Here is an 18,331-nt window from a genome sequence, read left to right as displayed (position 1 = left end):
GCAACCACCGCCCGCCAGTCCTCCCAACGCTGGATTGCCCGCGTGCGCGAACAGCTAACCGCACGCCAGATGCCGCTGCCGCCATCGCTCACCAGCTATCAGCACTTCCTGCGTTTTGGCGATGCGATGCTCGATAAAATTGCCAGCTGGCGTGGCGAACTGCGGTTAGGCCGCGATGTGATCTTTGCCCCTGGCGCTGAAGAGACGCTCAACGTTAGCTCACCACGCGGCAAGCTGCTGCTGGCCTCGCACCTCGGCGATGTCGAAGCCTGTCGGGCGCTGGCGCAATTACAGGGTAGTAAAACCATCAACGCGCTGGTGTTCAGCGACAATGCCCAGCGCTTTAAGCAAATTATGCAAGAGATGGCCCCGCAGGCCGGGCTGAATCTGCTGCCGGTAACCGATATTGGCCCGGATACCGCGATTCTGCTTAAAGAGAAGCTGGATCGCGGCGAGTGGATTGCCATCGTCGGCGATCGTATTGCAGTCAACCCGCAACGCGGCGGCGAATGGCGCGTCTGCTGGAGCCGCTTTATGGGGCAAGCGGCCCCCTTCCCGCAGGGACCCTTTATTCTCGCCTCTATTTTACGCTGCCCGGTGGATCTGATTTTCGCCCTGCGACAACAGGGGAAACTGCGTATTCACTGCGAGCCTTTCGCCGACCCGCTACTGTTGCCGCGCGCCGACCGGCAAAACGCGTTACAGCAAGCCATCGATCGCTACGCCGAACGTCTGGAGCACTACGCGCTACAGTCGCCGCTCGACTGGTTTAACTTTTTCGATTTCTGGCAGCTGCCGGATACCAAAGACAAGGAGTAAGGGTGCTTAACGATCCCCGCTTTACGGCTGAAGTCGAGCTGACCATTCCGTTCCACGACGTCGATATGATGGGCGTGGCGTGGCACGGCAACTATTTCCGCTATTTCGAAATTGCCCGCGAGGCGCTGCTTAACCAGTTCGATTATGGCTATCGGCAAATGAAAGAATCGGGCTATCTGTGGCCGGTGGTCGATACCCGCGTCAAGTACCGCAACCCTCTGACCTTTGAGCAGCGCATTCGCGTACGCGCCCGCCTTGAGGAGTTCGAAAACCGTCTGCGCATTGGTTACGAAATTTTCGATGCCGAAACCGGCAAACGCGCGACTACCGGCTACACCATCCAGGTGGCGGTGGAAGAAAAAAGCAGCGAACTGTGCTTCGTCAGCCCGGCTATCCTGTTTGCCCGGATGGGGGTCACGCCATGAGATTTTTACCGCTGCTGGCGCTGCTTATCAGCCCATGGGTCAGCGCTCTGACGCTGGATGATCTGCAACAGCGTTTTACCGAACAGCCGGTGGTTCGCGCCCACTTCGATCAAACCCGCACCATTAAAGATCTGCCGCAGCCGCTACGATCGCAGGGCAACATGTTAATCGCACATGACCAGGGATTGCTGTGGGACCAAACGTCCCCGTTCCCGATGCAGCTGCTGCTCGATGACAAACGGATGGTGCAGGTGATCAACGGCCAGCCGCCGCAAACCCTCACCGCTGAGAACAACCCGCAGATGTTCCAGTTCAACCATCTGCTGCGCGCACTGTTCCAGGCGGATCGTAAAGTGCTGGAAGAGAACTTTCGCGTAGAGTTTGCAGACAAAGGCGAAGGCCGCTGGACGCTGCGCCTGACGCCGATCACCACGCCGCTGGATAAGATTTTCGCGACCATCGATTTAGCCGGAAAAACCTATCTGGAAAGTATTCAACTGAACGATAAGCAGGGCGATCGCACCGATATCGCCCTTTCCCAACACCAACTGACGCCCGCACAGCTGACCGATGACGAACGCCAACGCTTTGCCGCCCAGTAAACGTCCCGCGCTGCTGTGGGGAATCGCCTGCCTGATCCTGTTGGGCGTGTTGCTGACGCTGTTGCCTCAGGCACGGCTTAACAGCAGCGTGCTGGCAATGCTGCCCAAGCAGACGCTGGGGGCGATCCCGCCGAGCCTCAACGACGGCTTTATGCAGCGCCTTGACCGGCAACTGGTCTGGCTGGTAAGCCCCGGGAAAAAAGCCGACCCGCAGGTTGCCCGCAGCTGGCTGTCGCTATTACAGAAATCGCAGGCTCTGGCTGAGGTCAAAGGCCCGATGGACGCCGACAGCCAGCAGGCATGGGGCGCTTTCTTCTGGCAGCACCGCAACGGCCTGATCGATAGCGACACCCGCGCACGCCTGCAAAACGGCGGCGAGGCACAAGCGCAGTGGATTCTTTCCCAACTCTACTCGGCCTTCTCCGGCGTGAGCGGCAAAGAGCTGCAAAACGACCCGCTGATGCTGATGCGCGGCTCGCAGTTGGCAATGGCCAAAAACGGCCAGCGCCTGCGGCTGATGGACGGCTGGCTGGTGGCCCAGGATGAACAGGGCAACTACTGGTACCTGCTGCACGGCGAGCTGTCCGGTTCGTCGTTTGATATGCAGCAGACGCACCAGTTGGTCACCACGCTGAATACGCTGGAAGGTGAACTCAAGGCGCAATATCCGCAGGCGCAGCTGTTGTCTCGCGGGACCATGTTCTACAGCGATTACGCCAGCCAGCAGGCAAAGCGGGATGTTTCGACCCTCGGTGTCGCCACCCTGCTTGGGGTGATTTTGCTGATTGTGGCGGTGTTCCGTTCCCTGCGCCCGCTGCTGCTGTGTCTGATTTCGATTGGTATTGGCGCGCTGGCGGGCACCGTCGTCACGCTGCTGATTTTTGGCGAACTGCACCTGATGACGCTGGTGATGAGCATGAGCATCATCGGGATCTCCGCCGACTACACGCTCTACTATCTGACCGAGCGGATGGTGCACGGCGCAGAAACCTCACCGTGGCAAAGCCTCAGCAAAGTGCGCAATGCCCTGCTGCTGGCGCTGCTGACCACAGTGGCGGCGTATCTGATTATGATGCTCGCCCCTTTCCCCGGCATTCGTCAGATGGCGGTATTCGCGGCGGTAGGCCTGAGCGCTTCCTGCCTGACGGTGATTTTCTGGCACCCGTGGCTGTGTCGTGGGCTGCCGGTGCGCCCGGTTCCGGCGATGGTACTGATGCTACGCTGGCTTGCCGCATGGCGACGCAATAAAAAGCTTTCTGTCGGCTTGCCGGTGGCGCTGGCCCTGTTCTCGCTGGCGGGTCTTGCCACACTGCGCGTGGACGATGATATCTCGCAGCTTCAGGCGCTGCCGCAGGATATTCTGGCACAGGAAAAAGCGATTACCGCGCTGACCGGGCAGAGTGTCGATCAGAAGTGGTTTGTGGTGTACGGCCAATCTGCACAGCAAACGCTGGAGCGGCTGGAACTGTTTGCCCCCGCGCTGGAGCAGGCGAAAAAAGAGGGATGGCTTGGCGGCTATCGCACTATTCCGCTGAATTCACTCGCCCGACAGCAGCAGGATCTCAGCCTGCTGAAAAACGCTGCGCCAGCCGTCATCAAAGCCCTGAACAACGCCGGGCTGGCGACGGTAAACCCCGATCTTAACGCCATGCCGGTAACGATCGATGCCTGGCTTGCCAGCCCGGCCAGCGAAGGCTGGCGGCTGCTGTGGATAACGCTGGCCGATGGCGAAAGCGGCGTGCTGGTACCGGTTGAAGGGGTGAAAAACAGCGCTGCATTAAACACCCTCAGTACCCAATACACCGGCGTCGCATGGGTGGATCGGAAAAGCAGCTTTGACGAACTGTTCGCGCTGTATCGCCATATTCTGACCGGCCTGCTATTGGTTGCGCTGGCAGTGATTGCCTGTGGCGCGGTGGTGCGACTTGGCTGGCGCAAAGGGCTAATCAGTCTCGTGCCATCGGTATTATCGCTGGGCTGCGGTCTGGCAGTGCTGGCGCTCAGCGGCCATGCAGTCAATCTGTTCTCGCTGCTGGCGCTGGTGCTGGTACTCGGCATCGGCATTAACTACACGCTGTTTTTCAGCAATCCGCGCGGCACACCGTTAACCTCATTTTTAGCGATTACGCTGGCGATGCTGACCACGCTGCTGACCCTCGGCATGCTGGTTTTCAGTGCCACCCAGGCTATCAGCAGCTTTGGTATCGTGCTGGTGAGCGGCATTTTCACCGCCTTCCTGCTGTCACCGCTGGCGATGCCAGTGAAAAAGAGAAAAAAAGACGATGAGTAAACTGATATTTCGTTGGTTGAGTGGGCTTTTGCCGGATGGCGGCGTTGCCTTATCCGGCCTACGTCAGCACATCAATTGTAGGCCGGATAAGCGCAGCGCCATCCGGCGGGGCCTGCTTGTCGCCACGCTGATGCTGGCCGGTTGCAGCCACTCACAGCCCGAACAAGAAGGCCGACCACAGGCGTGGCTGGAGCCGGGCGCACGCGTGACGCTACCCGCGCCGGGGATCTCTCCGGCGGTCAGTTCCCAGCAGCTCCTCACCGGCAGCTTTAACGGCAAAACCCAGTCGCTGCTGGTGATGCTTAACGCCGATGATAAAAAACTCACCCTGGCAGGCCTCTCCTCTGTCGGTATCCGCCTGTTCCTCGTCACTTACGATGAAAAAGGGCTGCATGCCGAACAGTCGATCGTGGTGCCGCAGCTGCCGCCCGCCAGCCAGGTTCTGGCCGACGTGATGCTCAGCCACTGGCCGATTAGCGCCTGGCAGCCGCAGCTGCCGAAGGGCTGGACGCTCACCGATATCGGCGACAAGCGCGAACTGCGCAACGCCCGCGGCAAGCTGGTCACCGAAATCACCTACCTGAACCGCAAAGGTAAGCGCGAGCCCATCAGCATCGAACAGCACGTGTTTAAATACCACATCACCATTCAATATCTGGGTGACTGAGATGATCTACATTTCTGCGGTTGGCATGATTAACGCGTTGGGCAACAACCTCGATGAGATTGCCGCCAACCTGACGCGCGGCGTGGCCCCCGGTATGCGCCCGCGCACCGGCTGGCTTCAGGGCCATCCGCATGCGGTGTTAGCCGGCGTTGACGGTGAACTGCCGACGATCCCCGATGAATTTAGCGCTCACCGTTCGCGCAATAATCAGCTGCTGCTGGCGGCGCTCGCGCAAATCCAGCCGCAGGTAGATGACGCCATTGCGCAGTTTGGTCGCGACCGCGTTGCCGTGGTGCTCGGCACCAGCACCTCCGGGCTGGACGAAGGCGACGTGCATGTTGATCTCACGCTCAACGGCAAAGCGAGCAGCGCCTGGCAATATCCGCAGCAGGAGCTGGGCGACCCGTCGCGCTTTCTCAGCCACTGGCTGGCATTGGACGGCCCGGCGTTTACACTCTCTACCGCCTGCTCCTCCAGCGCCCGCGCGATCATGAGCGGACGCCGCCTGATTGAATCCGGGCTGGCGGACGTGGCGATTGTCGGCGGTGCGGACACGCTAAGCCGGATGCCAATCAACGGTTTCCATAGCCTGGAATCACTCTCGCCAACGTTATGCCAGCCATTTGGTCGCGACCGCGGCGGGATTACCATCGGTGAAGGCGCGGCGCTGATGCTGCTGACCCGCGAACCGCAGCCGATTGCGCTGCTGGGCGTTGGCGAATCCAGCGATGCGTACCATATTTCGGCCCCGCATCCGCAGGGCGAAGGGGCGATCCGCGCCATTACGCAGGCGCTTAACGACGCGGGGATGACGGCAGAGCAGGTGGGCTACATCAATCTGCACGGCACCGCCACGCCGCTGAACGACAAAATTGAAGCTAACGTAGTGAACACGCTATTTGGCGAAAGCGTCCCGTGCAGTTCGACTAAACATCTGACCGGACACACGCTGGGTGCTGCGGGGATCACCGAAGCTGCCATCAGCATGCTGATTTTACAGCGTGACCTGGCGCTGCCACCGCAGGATTTTGGCTCCTCGCCACGCGATGAAACGCTGCCTGCCTGTGGGATCATCGAGCACCAGCAGCCGCTACCGCGCCCGGTCATCCTGTCAAACTCGTTTGCCTTTGGCGGCAATAACGCCAGTATCCTGCTCGGGAGAATGTCATGAGCCGCTATTTAGCACCCGGCGACTATCTGCCGCACGACGCGCCGATGCTACTGCTTGAAGAAGTGGTCAGCGTGACAGACGACTCCGCCACCTGCCGCGTCACGGTATCGCCCGACGGCGTACTGGCTCCGTTTCTCGATGGCGAGGGCAATCTGCCCGGTTGGTTCGCCCTTGAACTAATGGCGCAGACCGTTGGCGTCTGGTCCGGCTGGCACCGTCATCAGGCGGGCCAGGCCAGCATCTCCTTAGGCATGGTGCTCGGCGCACGTGAATTAGTCTGCGCGGCGGGAATATTGCCCGGCGGCCTGACGCTGGATATTAGCGTCACGCTACTGATGCAAGATGCACGTTTTGGCAGCTTTGAATGCGCCGTTCAGGCCGGTGAAGAGATGCTGGCAAGCGGTCGCGTCAACACCTTCCAGCCGACATCGGAAGAACTTAACACCCTATTTCAACAAGGAGCGTCCGCATGAGTCGTTCAGTTTTGGTTACCGGCGCCAGCAAGGGCATTGGTCGCGCCATCGCCCGCCAGCTGGCGGCGGACGGCTTTGTGGTCGGCGTTCACTATCATCGCGATGCACAAGGTGCCCAGGAGACGTTGGATGCAATCCTCGCTGCTGGCGGCACGGGGCGTCTGCTGGCCTTTGACGTCGCCAACCGTGAGCAGTGCCGTGAAGTGCTGGAGCAAGATAACGACGCGCACGGTGCGTGGTACGGCATCGTCAGTAACGCCGGTATCACCCGTGATGCGGCCTTCCCGGCGCTCAGCGACAACGACTGGGATACGGTGATCCACACCAACCTCGACAGCTTCTATAACGTCATCCAGCCGTGCATGATGCCGATGATTAGCGCCCGCCTGGGTGGGCGCATCATTACCTTATCGTCGGTTTCCGGCGTGATGGGCAATCGCGGTCAGGTCAACTACAGCGCCGCCAAGGCGGGGATTATTGGAGCGACAAAAGCGCTGGCGATTGAGCTGGCAAAACGCAAAATTACCGTCAACTGCATTGCGCCGGGGCTGATTGATACCGGGATGATCGAAATGGAAGAGGCCGCGCTGAAAGAGGCGATGTCGATGATCCCGATGAAACGGATGGGTCAGGCCGATGAAGTGGCCGGACTTGCCAGCTACTTAATGTCGGATATCGCGGGTTACGTCACCCGCCAGGTGATTTCTATCAATGGAGGGATGCTATGACACGTCGCGTGGTCATTACAGGGATGGGCGGCGTCACCGCCTTTGGTGAAAACTGGCAGGCCGTTTCCGCCCGGCTGCTGGCGTATGAAAACGCGGTGCGCAAAATGCCGGAGTGGCAGGTTTATGACGGACTGCACACGCTGCTGGGCGCGCCGGTCGATGATTTCACCCCACCGGAGCACTATACCCGCAAGCGTATTCGCTCTATGGGCCGCGTGTCGCTGATGTCCACCCGCGCGACCGAACTGGCGCTGGAGCAGGCCGGGCTGATTGGCGATGCGGTGCTGACCAACGGTGAAACCGGGATTGCCTACGGCTCGTCAACCGGCAGCACCGGTCCGGTGAGCGAGTTCGCCACCATGCTGACCGAGAAGCACACCAACAATATAACCGGCACCACCTACGTGCAGATGATGCCGCACACCACCGCCGTCAACACCGGATTATTCTTCGGCCTGCGTGGGCGAGTGATCCCCACCTCCAGCGCCTGCACCTCCGGCAGCCAGGCGATTGGCTACGCATGGGAAGCCATTCGTCACGGCTACCAAACGGTGATGGTCGCCGGCGGCGCGGAAGAGCTGTGTCCGTCGGAAGCGGCGGTGTTTGATACCCTGTTCGCCACCAGCCAGCGCAACGACGAACCGAAAACCACGCCCTCGCCGTTTGATGAACATCGCGATGGGCTGGTAATTGGCGAAGGCGCAGGCACGTTGATTCTGGAAGAGCTTGAGCACGCCAAAGCGCGCGGCGCGACAATTTACGGTGAGATTATCGGTTTTGCCACCAACTGCGATGCGGCGCATATCACCCAGCCGCAGCGCGAGACGATGCAGATTTGCATGGAGCAGTCGCTGAAAATGGCGGGCTTACGCGCACGGGATATCGGATATATTTCAGCCCACGGCACGGCGACCGATCGAGGTGATATTGCAGAAAGTCAGGCAACCGCCGCCATTTACGGTGATAATGTGCCGCTGTCCTCGCTTAAAAGTTATTTTGGCCATACCCTTGGCGCCTGTGGCGCGCTGGAAGCCTGGATGAGTTTGCAAATGATGCGCGAAGGCTGGTTTGCGCCTACGCTAAATTTAAGCCAGCCTGATGCCAACTGTGGCGCGCTGGATTACATTATGGGTGAAGCCCGCAAGATTGATTGTGAGTTCCTGCAGAGCAATAACTTTGCGTTTGGCGGCATAAATACTTCTATTATCATCAAACGTTGGCCCTGATATGTACCGGATCGTTGTTGGGAAAGTTTCTGTTTTAAGCGCTGGCGCCCTGCCTCGCGCGTTGTATGAACAGGCGCCGCAAGGTGCGCGCCGTACGCGCTGGCTGGCTGGCCGCGTGCTGCTTTCCCATGCCTTGTCGCCACTGCCTGACATTGTCTATGGTGAGCAGGGAAAACCGGCATTCTCAGGCGACACGCCGCTGTGGTTTAATCTCAGCCACAGCGGGGATGACATCGCCCTGCTGCTCAGTGATGAAGGGGAAGTCGGCTGCGATATTGAAGTCGTGCGCCCCCGTGATAACTGGCGGACGCTGGCAAATACAGTATTCAGCCTTGGGGAACATGCCGAAGTCGAAGCTGAACGCCCGGACCACCAGTTGGCGGCATTCTGGCGCATCTGGACGCGCAAAGAGGCCATCGTTAAGCAACGTGGCGGCAGCGCCTGGCAAATTGTCAGCGTCGACAGCACTACCCTGACGTCCTCACTCTCTGTCAGTCAGTGCCAGCTCGATACCCTGAGCCTGGCCGTGTGTACGCCAACGCCGTTTACATTGACCGCCGACGCCGTGCAGAGACTGGATACCTTAGCGTAAATTTTCCGGGAAGTTATCCGGCAATTCGCTGGCAGCACAGGCAATAACGCTGTCATTATTCGCCCCGCAATCACGCACGAAGGTAATGGTCGCGAACTCATCAATCACCTCGGTTGGATACGCCGGGCCCGCATCACGATACGACATCATCAGCGGAACATGGTCATTCTGGAAGCAGACCGTTTTCTCCGGATTGTTGATCACCCAGCGTGGAAAGAAGATGGTGCCGTGGAAAAGTTTGTCACCCAGATTTACGATCAAGCTGACGTCGGTTCCGGTCGGTTCGGTCCATGAAATTTTATAAACGCTCTCCCCAACTCGCACAATGTACGCCCGCTGATCTTTCACCCAACGGTTAGCCACAATACCGCTGTGAATACGGTAATCCAGCGTGGTGTCATTTTTCACGTAGATCTCGTAATTCCAGCCATTATCGTAGGTATAGACCAGATGTTTGCCGACAAACCCGCTCAAATCATGTTTATCAAAAGCGCTCATATGCGTTCTCCTCTCAGTTGATGGGGCGATCTTAACGCTTCAAAAATTGGATGAATAACGCTATGTTTACATCATATTCATTCAATTTTTAGATGAGTTATGCATAAGACAACCCTGGAGCAGTGGGCCCTGCTGGAAAAAGTGGTGGAGCTGGGTAGCTTTACTAAAGCAGCGGAAGAGACCAACCGTAGTCAGTCTTCGGTGAGCTACAATCTGGCGCTGTTACAGGAGCGGCTCGGCGTGACGCTACTGACGCCGGAAGGCCGCAGAGCTGTATTAACTCCGGCAGGCGAGGTACTGCTCAATCAGGTCAAACCGCTATTGAAGGCTTTTTCATGGGTGGAAACCCGGGCGGCGACTTTACGCAATGGCACGCGAACACGACTGGATTTGATGGTAGATAGCATCTTCCCACGCAAACGCCTGTTCGCGATCCTCAAGCAGTTCCAGCAGGCGTGGCCACAGACGCAGGTGCGTCTGACTGAAGTGCTGGAGAATGCTGACGATCGGCTGGCGGCACATGCCGATGCGGACGTGATGGTTCTGACCCGGCGTCAGGATGTCACCGGACGCGGTGAATGGTTGATGAATATTGATTTCGTGGCCGTTGCCCACCGCGATCACCCGCTCTGCACGCAGGAAACGCCGCTGGATGAAGACGCCTTACGCGCCTGGCCGCTGATACGTATTGCCGATCGCGACAACCCACAACATGCGGTTCGCGATGCCTGGACCTTCTCTACCATTGATGCCGCTATTGATGCGGTACTGTATCAGGTCGGTTACGGCTGGTTGCCCGAGGAGCGCATTCAAGCGCAGCTTGATCAGGGGCTATTACGTCCGCTGCCGTTAAGTCACGGCGCTCGCCGTGCCACACCGTTGCATCTGATCGTCAAAGAGACGCTCGCGCCGCTGGATGAGCAGGTAAGCACCCTGCTGCGTTTATTGCGAGCGCATTAACCTTTTCCCCAGATGCCGCACGTGTGTTACAAAATACGCTATTTCCGCATGCCCTGTACGCCACATAAAAGGTTAACTTTAGATGCAACGAGTCACCATTACTCTCGATGACGATTTACTGGAAACGCTGGACAGCCTGAGCCAGCGCCGGGGTTATAACAACCGTTCCGAAGCCATCCGCGACATTTTGCGCGGCGCGCTATCCCAGGAAAGCACGCAAGAACACGGTACCCAGGGCTTCGCAGTGCTCTCCTATGTTTATGAACATGAGAAGCGTGACTTAGCCAGCCGTATTGTCTCGACCCAGCATCACCACCACGATTTGTCGGTCGCCACGCTGCACGTCCACATCAACCATGACGACTGCCTGGAAATCGCCGTGCTAAAAGGGGATATGGGTGACGTTCAGCATTTTGCCGATGACGTTATCTCCCAACGCGGCGTGCGCCACGGTCATTTGCAGTGCCTGCCGAAAGAAGAGTGACGTCTATTACGTTGCTGGCCACGACTCCATCAGATGACGCGTAATATTAAAACGTTATACGGTTTACCTTCAACGTCACTCCCCGGACACTAATGTGTAGAGACATTAAAGTTGTATCCTTTAACCTGAAAAAGACTTTAAAGTTGTAAAGTTTTAAAAAAAACACATACAAAACATGATGCTAAGTGTGTATCACACGCTGTTCCAACATTATGCCTTGATGTTCTTGCAGGAACTGCAATTTACAGGAGGAAAAAGGTGTTTTTGTAGTTATCTGGCGTTACGTGACAGTGTTGGTCAGATACTTCCACCTCTTCAGAGTTAAAGTTTGATATATGGGAAAAAAAAACGCTCCCGGACGGGAGCGTAAGCCAGTGACTTCGGCGTCAAATGAGGGTCTAACAAGTGGAGCTGCGGGTTAATTCTGGGTGATCTGACTGCGATGCTTATCAGCCTGCTGCTGGTGAACAACGGAAGACTGACCATTATTCGCCTTCTCATGTACAGCTGCGGCCTTCTCATGCTCGCTCATTTCAGAAAATGACTTTGCTGTTTCGTTGGTAGCTCCGGGTTTAGCTTTCATCATTTTTTTATGCATTTCAGCCATGTCCTGGTGGGCAGCAGAATTGCTGTTTTGCATCATGTCATGGGACATTGCGGCCTGATCGTGACTGCTCATATCCATCATTGTCATGCTGTCTCCCTGAATTGCACTTTTTTCAGCAGATGACTGCATCTGGTGGGCAGGTGCCTGTGCATTATTTACCTGGTCATGCATGTTCATTGTCTCTGCAGCCATGGCAGATGAAGCGGCAGCCATAATGGCAACAAATGATACGAGAATCTTTTTCATGGTTGGGTCTCCGGTGTTTACATACCCAAACAATCAATGGCTTATAACAGAGAAAGCAGTTGATCTCAGGGCGGGTTAATCATCACTCCAGGAACCAGGTGATTGTGTTATCACGCTGCTCCTGATTTATGAATAATTATAAAAAACCGCCTCTGTTTATCGCGTGACTGAATGATGACAATTTTGTCACCTTCCAGGTTTCTCCTGAACAACGGGATTAATCCATTAACAGGCGCACTTTGAACACAATTTCACGCCCCTGCTGTTCTGCTGACAGCTCGCCGCCGTGAGCATGAATGATCGACCTTGTAATTGATAATCCCAGCCCCGCGCCTTCCGTGTTGTAGAACCTTGATGAGTCTGCGCGATAGAACCGGTCAAACAAACGTTCCAGATTAGCGGGAACCTGGCCGGACATCGTATTCGTAATCATCACGTTCACACAGTCACTGTCACGCTCAAGGTGTATCGCTGTACAGGTGTTATCGGGAGAATACTTGATTGCATTGGAAAGCAGGTTACTGAAAGCACGTCGGAGCATATCGCTGTCTCCGGCAACAACGCCCTCTCCTTCAACCGTGATTGTCTTTCCTGTTTCGTCTGCCAGGGGCTCGAACAACTCACGTAATTCATTCAGTTCGGCTGCCAGATCCACATCATGTTTATCCAGCCGCAGCAGACCATGCTCTGAACGTGCCAGAAAAAGCATGTCACTGGTCATTCGTGACAACCTTTTCAGTTCTTCCAGGTTAGCGAATAAAATTTCGCGGTAATGCGAAACATCCCTTTCCTTAGCCAGTGCAAACTGCGTCTGCATCATCAGATTACTGACTGGTGTGCGCAGCTCATGCGCGATGTCAGACGAGAAATCTGACAGTTTCCGGAATGCCCCCTCCAGGCGATCAAACATATTATTGAACTCCTGCATGGTCTCAGAGATTTCCGGCGGAGCCAGATCGGGATTTAGACGCTGATCCAGGCTGTGTACGGTCATGGAGGAAGCCAGACTGGTCATTTCCCGTAGCGGTTTCAGACCAATACGTGTGGTCAGCCAGCCCAGAAAAACAGAAATAAAGACCAGACCGATATTGAACCAGAACAGCCAGGTACTGAGTTTGTCCATAAACAGGGTGTGATACCCAGTATCCGTGGCAACCGTAATGATGACATGTTTGCTTTTACCCTGTTCCGGCGTCACGGCAACCCGCCGCGAGATACTGCGGTACACGGTGTTATTTTCTTCCGTCTGGATCATATAGTCGAGAATATCACCCGACTTATTAAGCAGGACCGCTGGAACAACAGAATTTTTGGCATAGAGTTCAACAATTTTTTCATTTTCCATGTTTTTTATAGAAATGAATAAGCCATTGTGCCCCACCATCGCATCGTTTATTTTTTCTGATAATGACTTAATATCCGTTTTGTTCCTGAACGTCTCTGTTTTAAGAAACTCTTCGGTGAGCTGAAGTTTACCTGTCAGAAAATCGCGGTCCTGATTATCGAAATAGCCATTAAGGGTGCTAATCAGGATAAAACTTGATAACCACCATACCGTAAGCATCACCGCAGAAAAAATCAGGCTCAGGCGTGTGGTCAGGGAAATTTTGAACCTCACTCTTCTCTGATCTCCAGGACATATCCGGCACCGCGAACGGTATGGATCAGTTTTGGCTCAAAGTCATCATCAATTTTACTTCTCAGACGTCTCACGGCGACATCAATCACATTCGTATCACTGTCAAAATTCATGTTCCAGACCAGGGACGAGATAAGACTCCTGGGTAACACTTCTCCGGTGCGTTGCAGCAGCAACTCAAGCAGAACGTATTCTTTACTGGTGAGATGGATCTTCTTCCCCGAACGGATCACGGTCCGGCGCACCATATCAACGGTCATATCGGCGATGGTGCAGACTGTTGCGGCCTGCGAGCGTGCCCGGCGCAGTAGGGTTCTTACACGTGCAACCAGCTCCGTAAAATCAAAGGGCTTAATCAGGTAGTCATCTGCGCCAAGCTCCAGTCCTTTCACTTTGTCCCGCACGTTGTCCTTTGCGGTTAAAAACAGGACCGGTTCTTCGTGCCCAGACTCCCTCAGTGCGCTGATGATTTGCCACCCGTCGAGGAAAGGCAGCATCACGTCCAGTATTATCAAATCATACTGTCCCTTCGACGCGGCCCCGAGACCATCGCGGCCATTATTAAAGAGATCGGCCTGATAGCCTTCCTCAACCAGTCCCTGCTGCAGGTAACGACCTGTTTTTTGTTCGTCTTCAACGATTAAAATACGCTGCATGGTCAACTCGCTGATATGAAAGTAAAAATCTCACGCATGAGCTTTGGCTGTCCCCTAGCTGACCTGAGACGGAGCAAGCATTCCGAGCCACGCTACGGCGCCCAGAATGATAATCGCAACAACGAATTCTGTCAGGATGCTGTTTCGCATCAGGGCAACGCTGCGATCATAATTCCCTTCCCTGACCATAACTTCAAGCCGGGGACCCAGGTGAAACCGGTTTGCTGCAGCCAGAAGAAGCATCAGAACAAACAGAGCCGTCTTGGCAAGCAATATCCTCCCCCAGGAACTGTTGAATAAGGGAGTTAAGTTACCCTCAGCAATATACAGATAGTTGACCAGCGCACTCAGGATCAGGGCTACAACAATCACCGTTCCTGCCGTGGCAAATTTTGCCAGGGAGTCAGATATCACAATGACGCTCTGTGCATTATGCTCGTTTCTGCGCATCAGCAGGATAGCAAATGCAACCAGAGCACCTGTCCAGGCACCTGCAGCGCCGAGATGGGTCAGATCGCTCAGTAAATGGAGATAGTAATGCAGACCGTCATGCATAACGGCGTGTCCTCCCCAGGCAAGTGTAGCCAGCGCCACGCCCCCACTCATCGTCATCAGCAGGCAGGACAATACTCTCTTATTAGTGTAAAGGAACAAAGCACCGAGTGTGGTAAACAGGGCACAGAGCCTGACAATCCAGCTAATACCCACATCAGTTTCTTCTATCACCATCTCGATAACATGGATGGATAATTCTCTGAGGTCAGTTACTCCACTCATGGCATTAGATACCAGGAGCATATTAATGCCAGTAAGAATGATGCCTGTAACAACAGCAAAGGTTATAAACGACCTGAAATTAGTCAGGTTATAGGTTTCATGTCTGACACCGCTTATTCCATATATCTGAAAAAATGGCAATCCAAATATTACCATCAAATCCAGATAAAGAAGAAAACGAATAACAATCATAATCAGGTCGTTCATAATATTACTTCACTGTAAAGGTGTAATTACCGGTAATAGGGTGCGTATCTGAAGAAACCGCGCGCCAGTCAACACGATAAGTGCCAGCGGGTAAAGGCTCTCGCGGAATAATGACCATCGATTTAGGGTCAGCGCCTGGCGCCACTTTTGCCGCGACCGGCATCGGAGAATGTGATGACATGCCTTTCATACCCGTCATCGTTAATTTTGCACCTGAGAATTTCACGGTCAGATTTTCCGAGAAATTAAGCTGAATCTTTTCCGGGGCCGCTACGGCTGAATCAGCCTGTGGCACAGAGCTTTTTAATTCCGGATGGGCCATAGCAGAGAAAGCAACGCCCATAACGAGGCCACCTGTAAGAATGGCTTTATTTAAAATCGACATTTTATTTACCTGTTTAGTTGAGTGTTTTATATCAGTGCGTTAAAACCAGATTCTGGCTCCCGCCAGGAATACTACCTGATGGTCTTTCTCACCTTCTCTTTTCGCCATATCGGATGTTTTCCCGTAAAGTTGATTCCAGGAAACGCCTATATAGGGTGCAAACTCACGGCGTATTTCATAGCGCAGCCGGAGCCCCAGCTCTGTGTCAGTCAGTCCCCTGCCGCGACCCCGCGATTCATCATCCTGACTGTAGAAATTCACCTCATAGGATGGCTGGAGTATGAGCCGGTTAGTCAGTAAAACGTCGTATTCTCCTCCCAGACGAAGGGCTGCTTTTCCGCCATTACTGACAAAACCCGTAATTTCAGACTCAAAATTATAGAGTGCCAGCCCCTGAAAACCGACAGCAGCCCAGGTCCGGGCAGAAGCAGGTCTGAAATCCTGCCTGACACCCGCAACCAAATCCCACCATGGGCCAACCGCATGTCCCCAGAGTAACTGCGCTTCAGCCGCCTCCGTTTCCCCATTGCTTCGTTCACCTTCACTCTTTAGCCAAATCCGATCTGTGTCGCCTCCAATCCAGCTGTTAACACTCCAGCTGAAATTGTTGGTGTTATCCGACCGTTGCCATTCCAGTTGATCCAGCAGAACCAGATAATTAATCGCACTGTCGTGAATCGCATGCCCCTGTAAATTGCCGAATGCAGCCTTCCGGTCGGCATCGGTAACAGGCGGAATTGGCGTTCTGCTCTCAGTTACAATGGGCTCCATTGACGTCATCTCAGTGAAATTCTCATCTGCTGGCATCTGCATGGCAGACATGTCGTGCCCGGCGTGGGGATCTGCAGAGACGGAGCCCGCCGCAATAGAAAGCTGTGAGGTAAACAAACCGGCGACCAGAACAGGTATGGCCTTCAAATTTCTCTTCATTCGCATCATTCCTCCACCCGGACTTCACGAAACATTCCCATTTCCATGTGATAGAGCAAATGGCAGTGATACGCCCAGCGGCCAAGCGCATCTGCTGTCACTCTGTAACTGCGTTTTGTACCAGGGGGAACATCTATTGTGTGTTTACGAACCATGAAATTACCGTTTTCATCTTCCAGATCGCTCCACATACCATGCAGGTGAATGGGGTGAGTCATCATGGTATCGTTGATCAGCGTGATCCTGAGCCGCTCACCGTATTTCAGCAGCACCGGTGCGGCATCTGAAAACTTGATTCCGTTAAATGACCAGGCAAACTTTTCCATGTGGCCGGTTAAATGCAGTTCTATGGTACGGCCAGGTTCACGTCCGTCAGGATCCTCAAAGCGGCTTTTCAAATCCGCGTACGTGAGAACCTTTCTTCCGTTATTTCGAAGACCAATACCCGGATCATTTAATTTCGGAGAGACGCTCATCGCCTGCATATCAACCAGTGGGTTATCCGTTTCTGACGCAGGATGACTTTGCATACCCGGCATTCCGGCCATCCGGGAATGATCCATACCGGCCATGCTGCTGTGATCCATGGGCGCGGAGGATGTCCCGCTATCCGGAAGGTCAGCACCGTCCATAGACATCATCTCTCCGCTGTTATCCATGCCTCCCATCTGGCTGTGGTCCATTCTTGCCATATCATGTCCCATTCCCCCCATACCCATATCTTCCATGGTCAACAGAGGACGGGGATCGAGGGGGGGAACGGCAGCACTTAACCCCTCTCTCGTGGCCAGTGTCCCTCGAGCGTAACCGGTCCTGTCCATGGATTGTGCGAAGATGGTATAGGCCTCACCCTGAGGCTCCACAATGACATCATAGGTTTCGGCAACGGCAATCCTGAATTCGTCAACGGTAACCGGGTTTACATACTGGCCATCTGCAGCCACGACCGTCATTTTCAGCCCGGGGATACGGATATCGAAATAGGTCATTGCCGAGCCGTTGATAAACCGTAAGCGTATCTTTTCACCGGGACGGAACAGTCCGGTCCAGTTTTTCAGCGGGGCCTGCCCGTTCATGAGATAGGTGTAGGTGTAGCCACTGACATCCGCGAGGTCAGTCGGATTCATTTTCATTTCAGCCCACATTTTCCGATCGGCAATGGTGGCTGACAGCCCCCTGGTATTCACGTCGCGGAAAAAAGAGCCAACGGTTGGTTTATTGAAATTGTAGTAATCCGACTGTTTTTTTAATTTTTTCAGCAGGCTGTGAGGATTTTCATCGGTCCAGTCAGACAACATGACCACATGCTCACGATCGTAAGCAAACGGTTCTGGCTCCCTGGCATCGATGATAATGGCACCGTATACCCCCTCCTGTTCCTGCAGACCGGAATGGCTGTGGTACCAGTAAGTCCCGTTCTGCTTAACCTTAAAGGTGTAAACGTAGGTATCATCAGGCTCTATGCCCATAAAACTCAGCCCCGGAACACCATCCATATTGGCCGGAAGAATAATGCCGTGCCAGTGAATGGACGTCTGTTCATTAAGACGGTTTTTGACCTTCAGGGTAATGGTGTCACCTTCTTTCCAGCGAAGAACGGGCCCCGGCAGGCCTCCATTGATTGTTTTGGCCTGACGCTCACTGCCCGTGATATTGACGGCCGTTTCACCAATGGTCAGGTCAAACTGAGTACCCTGCAGGGATGCGGCAACTGGCAGGCTCAGACTGGAACGCGCATTGAAACTCCATACGCCAAGACTTCCGGCTACGCCAGAGAGGGTTAACCCCTTCAGGAAAGTTCGTCGAGACGTTTTCAACAGCATGCGCATTCCCTTATTTAAAGTATGGTTACTGACAGAATTCGAGAACCGATTTAAATTAAATTACTGGTTCATCCACTTACAATGAAATGAATCTAGGGAAGGTGCGAATAAGCGGGGAAATTCTTC

Annotated in this window: 19 protein-coding genes and 1 pseudogene; 12 read left to right on the top strand and 8 right to left on the bottom strand. The window is 54.6% G+C overall.

The genetic code is table 11. The features are described from left to right. From FDX01_RS23770 to acpT, 10 genes and pseudogenes are all read left to right on the top strand, one after another. A pseudogene (locus FDX01_RS23770) lies at nucleotides 1-819 on the top strand (glycosyltransferase family 2 protein); the annotation flags it as partial. A gap of 2 nt (nucleotides 820-821) precedes the next feature. After that, the gene (locus FDX01_RS12375; protein WP_137399863.1) at nucleotides 822-1,244 is read left to right on the top strand and encodes a thioesterase family protein; all 423 of its coding nucleotides are present in this window, start codon (nucleotides 822-824) and stop codon (nucleotides 1,242-1,244) included. Next, nucleotides 1,241-1,846, top strand: a complete 606-nt coding sequence (locus FDX01_RS12370) for an outer membrane lipoprotein carrier protein LolA (RefSeq protein ID WP_137399862.1) — start codon at nucleotides 1,241-1,243, stop codon at nucleotides 1,844-1,846. Before FDX01_RS12375 ends, FDX01_RS12370 begins: the two co-directional genes overlap by 4 nt. After that, nucleotides 1,815-4,136 carry an MMPL family transporter gene (locus tag FDX01_RS12365; protein WP_137399861.1) on the top strand — a complete coding sequence of 774 codons (2,322 nt, stop codon included), beginning with the start codon at nucleotides 1,815-1,817 and terminating at the stop codon, nucleotides 4,134-4,136. The genes FDX01_RS12370 and FDX01_RS12365 overlap by 32 nt, the downstream gene beginning before the upstream one ends. A gap of 130 nt (nucleotides 4,137-4,266) precedes the next feature. Beyond that, nucleotides 4,267-4,803 carry a DUF3261 domain-containing protein gene (locus FDX01_RS12360; RefSeq protein ID WP_117342614.1) on the top strand — a complete coding sequence of 179 codons (537 nt, stop codon included), beginning with the start codon at nucleotides 4,267-4,269 and terminating at the stop codon, nucleotides 4,801-4,803. Nucleotide 4,804: 1 nt separating this feature from the next. Further along, nucleotides 4,805-5,974, top strand: coding sequence for a beta-ketoacyl-[acyl-carrier-protein] synthase family protein (locus FDX01_RS12355; protein ID WP_137399860.1), 1,170 nt, complete (start codon nucleotides 4,805-4,807; stop codon nucleotides 5,972-5,974). Beyond that, a complete protein-coding gene (locus tag FDX01_RS12350; protein WP_137399859.1) occupies nucleotides 5,971-6,447 on the top strand; it encodes a 3-hydroxy-fatty acyl-ACP dehydratase in 477 nt (158 codons plus the stop codon). Before FDX01_RS12355 ends, FDX01_RS12350 begins: the two co-directional genes overlap by 4 nt. Then, a complete protein-coding gene (locus tag FDX01_RS12345; protein ID WP_117342494.1) occupies nucleotides 6,444-7,175 on the top strand; it encodes a 3-ketoacyl-ACP reductase FabG2 in 732 nt (243 codons plus the stop codon). Before FDX01_RS12350 ends, FDX01_RS12345 begins: the two co-directional genes overlap by 4 nt. Beyond that, nucleotides 7,172-8,401, top strand: a complete 1,230-nt coding sequence (locus FDX01_RS12340) for a beta-ketoacyl-ACP synthase (protein ID WP_137399858.1) — start codon at nucleotides 7,172-7,174, stop codon at nucleotides 8,399-8,401. Before FDX01_RS12345 ends, FDX01_RS12340 begins: the two co-directional genes overlap by 4 nt. A 1-nt stretch (nucleotide 8,402) precedes the next feature. Beyond that, nucleotides 8,403-8,993: a 4'-phosphopantetheinyl transferase AcpT gene (gene acpT / locus FDX01_RS12335; protein WP_137399857.1), complete on the top strand. Its 591-nt coding sequence runs from the start codon at nucleotides 8,403-8,405 to the stop codon at nucleotides 8,991-8,993. Here acpT and FDX01_RS12330 read toward each other — a convergent pair. Beyond that, a complete protein-coding gene (locus FDX01_RS12330; protein ID WP_137399856.1) occupies nucleotides 8,985-9,491 on the bottom strand; it encodes a phenolic acid decarboxylase in 507 nt (168 codons plus the stop codon). The two genes, acpT and FDX01_RS12330, sit on opposite strands and share 9 nt — an antisense overlap. 99 nt (nucleotides 9,492-9,590) lie before the next feature. Between FDX01_RS12330 and FDX01_RS12325 the strand changes: the two genes are divergently transcribed. Further along, the gene (locus FDX01_RS12325) at nucleotides 9,591-10,451 is read left to right on the top strand and encodes a LysR family transcriptional regulator (protein ID WP_137399855.1); all 861 of its coding nucleotides are present in this window, start codon (nucleotides 9,591-9,593) and stop codon (nucleotides 10,449-10,451) included. 82 nt (nucleotides 10,452-10,533) lie between these two features. After that, complete coding sequence (gene nikR / locus FDX01_RS12320) at nucleotides 10,534-10,935, top strand: nickel-responsive transcriptional regulator NikR (protein ID WP_096759193.1); 402 nt, start codon at nucleotides 10,534-10,536, stop codon at nucleotides 10,933-10,935. A 418-nt stretch (nucleotides 10,936-11,353) separates the two neighbouring features. Here the strand turns inward: nikR and pcoE are convergent, their stop codons facing one another. The 7 genes from pcoE to pcoA form a co-directional block, all read right to left on the bottom strand. Continuing rightward, nucleotides 11,354-11,788 (bottom strand): copper resistance system metallochaperone PcoE, encoded by a 435-nt coding sequence (gene pcoE / locus FDX01_RS12315; protein WP_000723069.1) that lies wholly within the window; start codon nucleotides 11,786-11,788, stop codon nucleotides 11,354-11,356. Between the two features lie 217 nt (nucleotides 11,789-12,005). Then, nucleotides 12,006-13,406 carry a copper resistance membrane spanning protein PcoS gene (pcoS, locus tag FDX01_RS12310; protein WP_001211180.1) on the bottom strand — a complete coding sequence of 467 codons (1,401 nt, stop codon included), beginning with the start codon at nucleotides 13,404-13,406 and terminating at the stop codon, nucleotides 12,006-12,008. After that, on the bottom strand, nucleotides 13,403-14,083 hold the full coding sequence (pcoR, locus tag FDX01_RS12305; protein WP_001188932.1) for a copper response regulator transcription factor PcoR: 681 nt from the start codon (nucleotides 14,081-14,083) through the stop codon (nucleotides 13,403-13,405). Before pcoR ends, pcoS begins: the two co-directional genes overlap by 4 nt. Nucleotides 14,084-14,137: 54 nt before the next feature. Further along, the gene (pcoD, locus tag FDX01_RS12300) at nucleotides 14,138-15,016 is read right to left on the bottom strand and encodes a copper resistance inner membrane protein PcoD (protein ID WP_229692861.1); all 879 of its coding nucleotides are present in this window, start codon (nucleotides 15,014-15,016) and stop codon (nucleotides 14,138-14,140) included. Nucleotides 15,017-15,071: 55 nt separating this feature from the next. Continuing rightward, complete coding sequence (gene pcoC, locus FDX01_RS12295; RefSeq protein ID WP_000025662.1) at nucleotides 15,072-15,452, bottom strand: copper resistance system metallochaperone PcoC; 381 nt, start codon at nucleotides 15,450-15,452, stop codon at nucleotides 15,072-15,074. Between the two features lie 39 nt (nucleotides 15,453-15,491). Continuing rightward, on the bottom strand, nucleotides 15,492-16,382 hold the full coding sequence (pcoB, locus tag FDX01_RS12290) for a copper resistance outer membrane transporter PcoB (RefSeq protein WP_001378118.1): 891 nt from the start codon (nucleotides 16,380-16,382) through the stop codon (nucleotides 15,492-15,494). A gap of 5 nt (nucleotides 16,383-16,387) precedes the next feature. Then, entirely contained in the window at nucleotides 16,388-18,205 is a 1,818-nt protein-coding gene (gene pcoA, locus FDX01_RS12285) for a multicopper oxidase PcoA (protein WP_000925243.1), read from the bottom strand. Nucleotides 18,206-18,331: the final 126 nt, after the last annotated feature.

The organism is Citrobacter sp. wls613 (assembly GCF_005281195.1).
Lineage (GTDB): Bacteria > Pseudomonadota > Gammaproteobacteria > Enterobacterales > Enterobacteriaceae > Citrobacter > Citrobacter gillenii.
The sequence above is the reverse complement of the archived record's forward strand: the minus strand, read 5'-3'. Positions and strand labels throughout refer to the sequence as shown.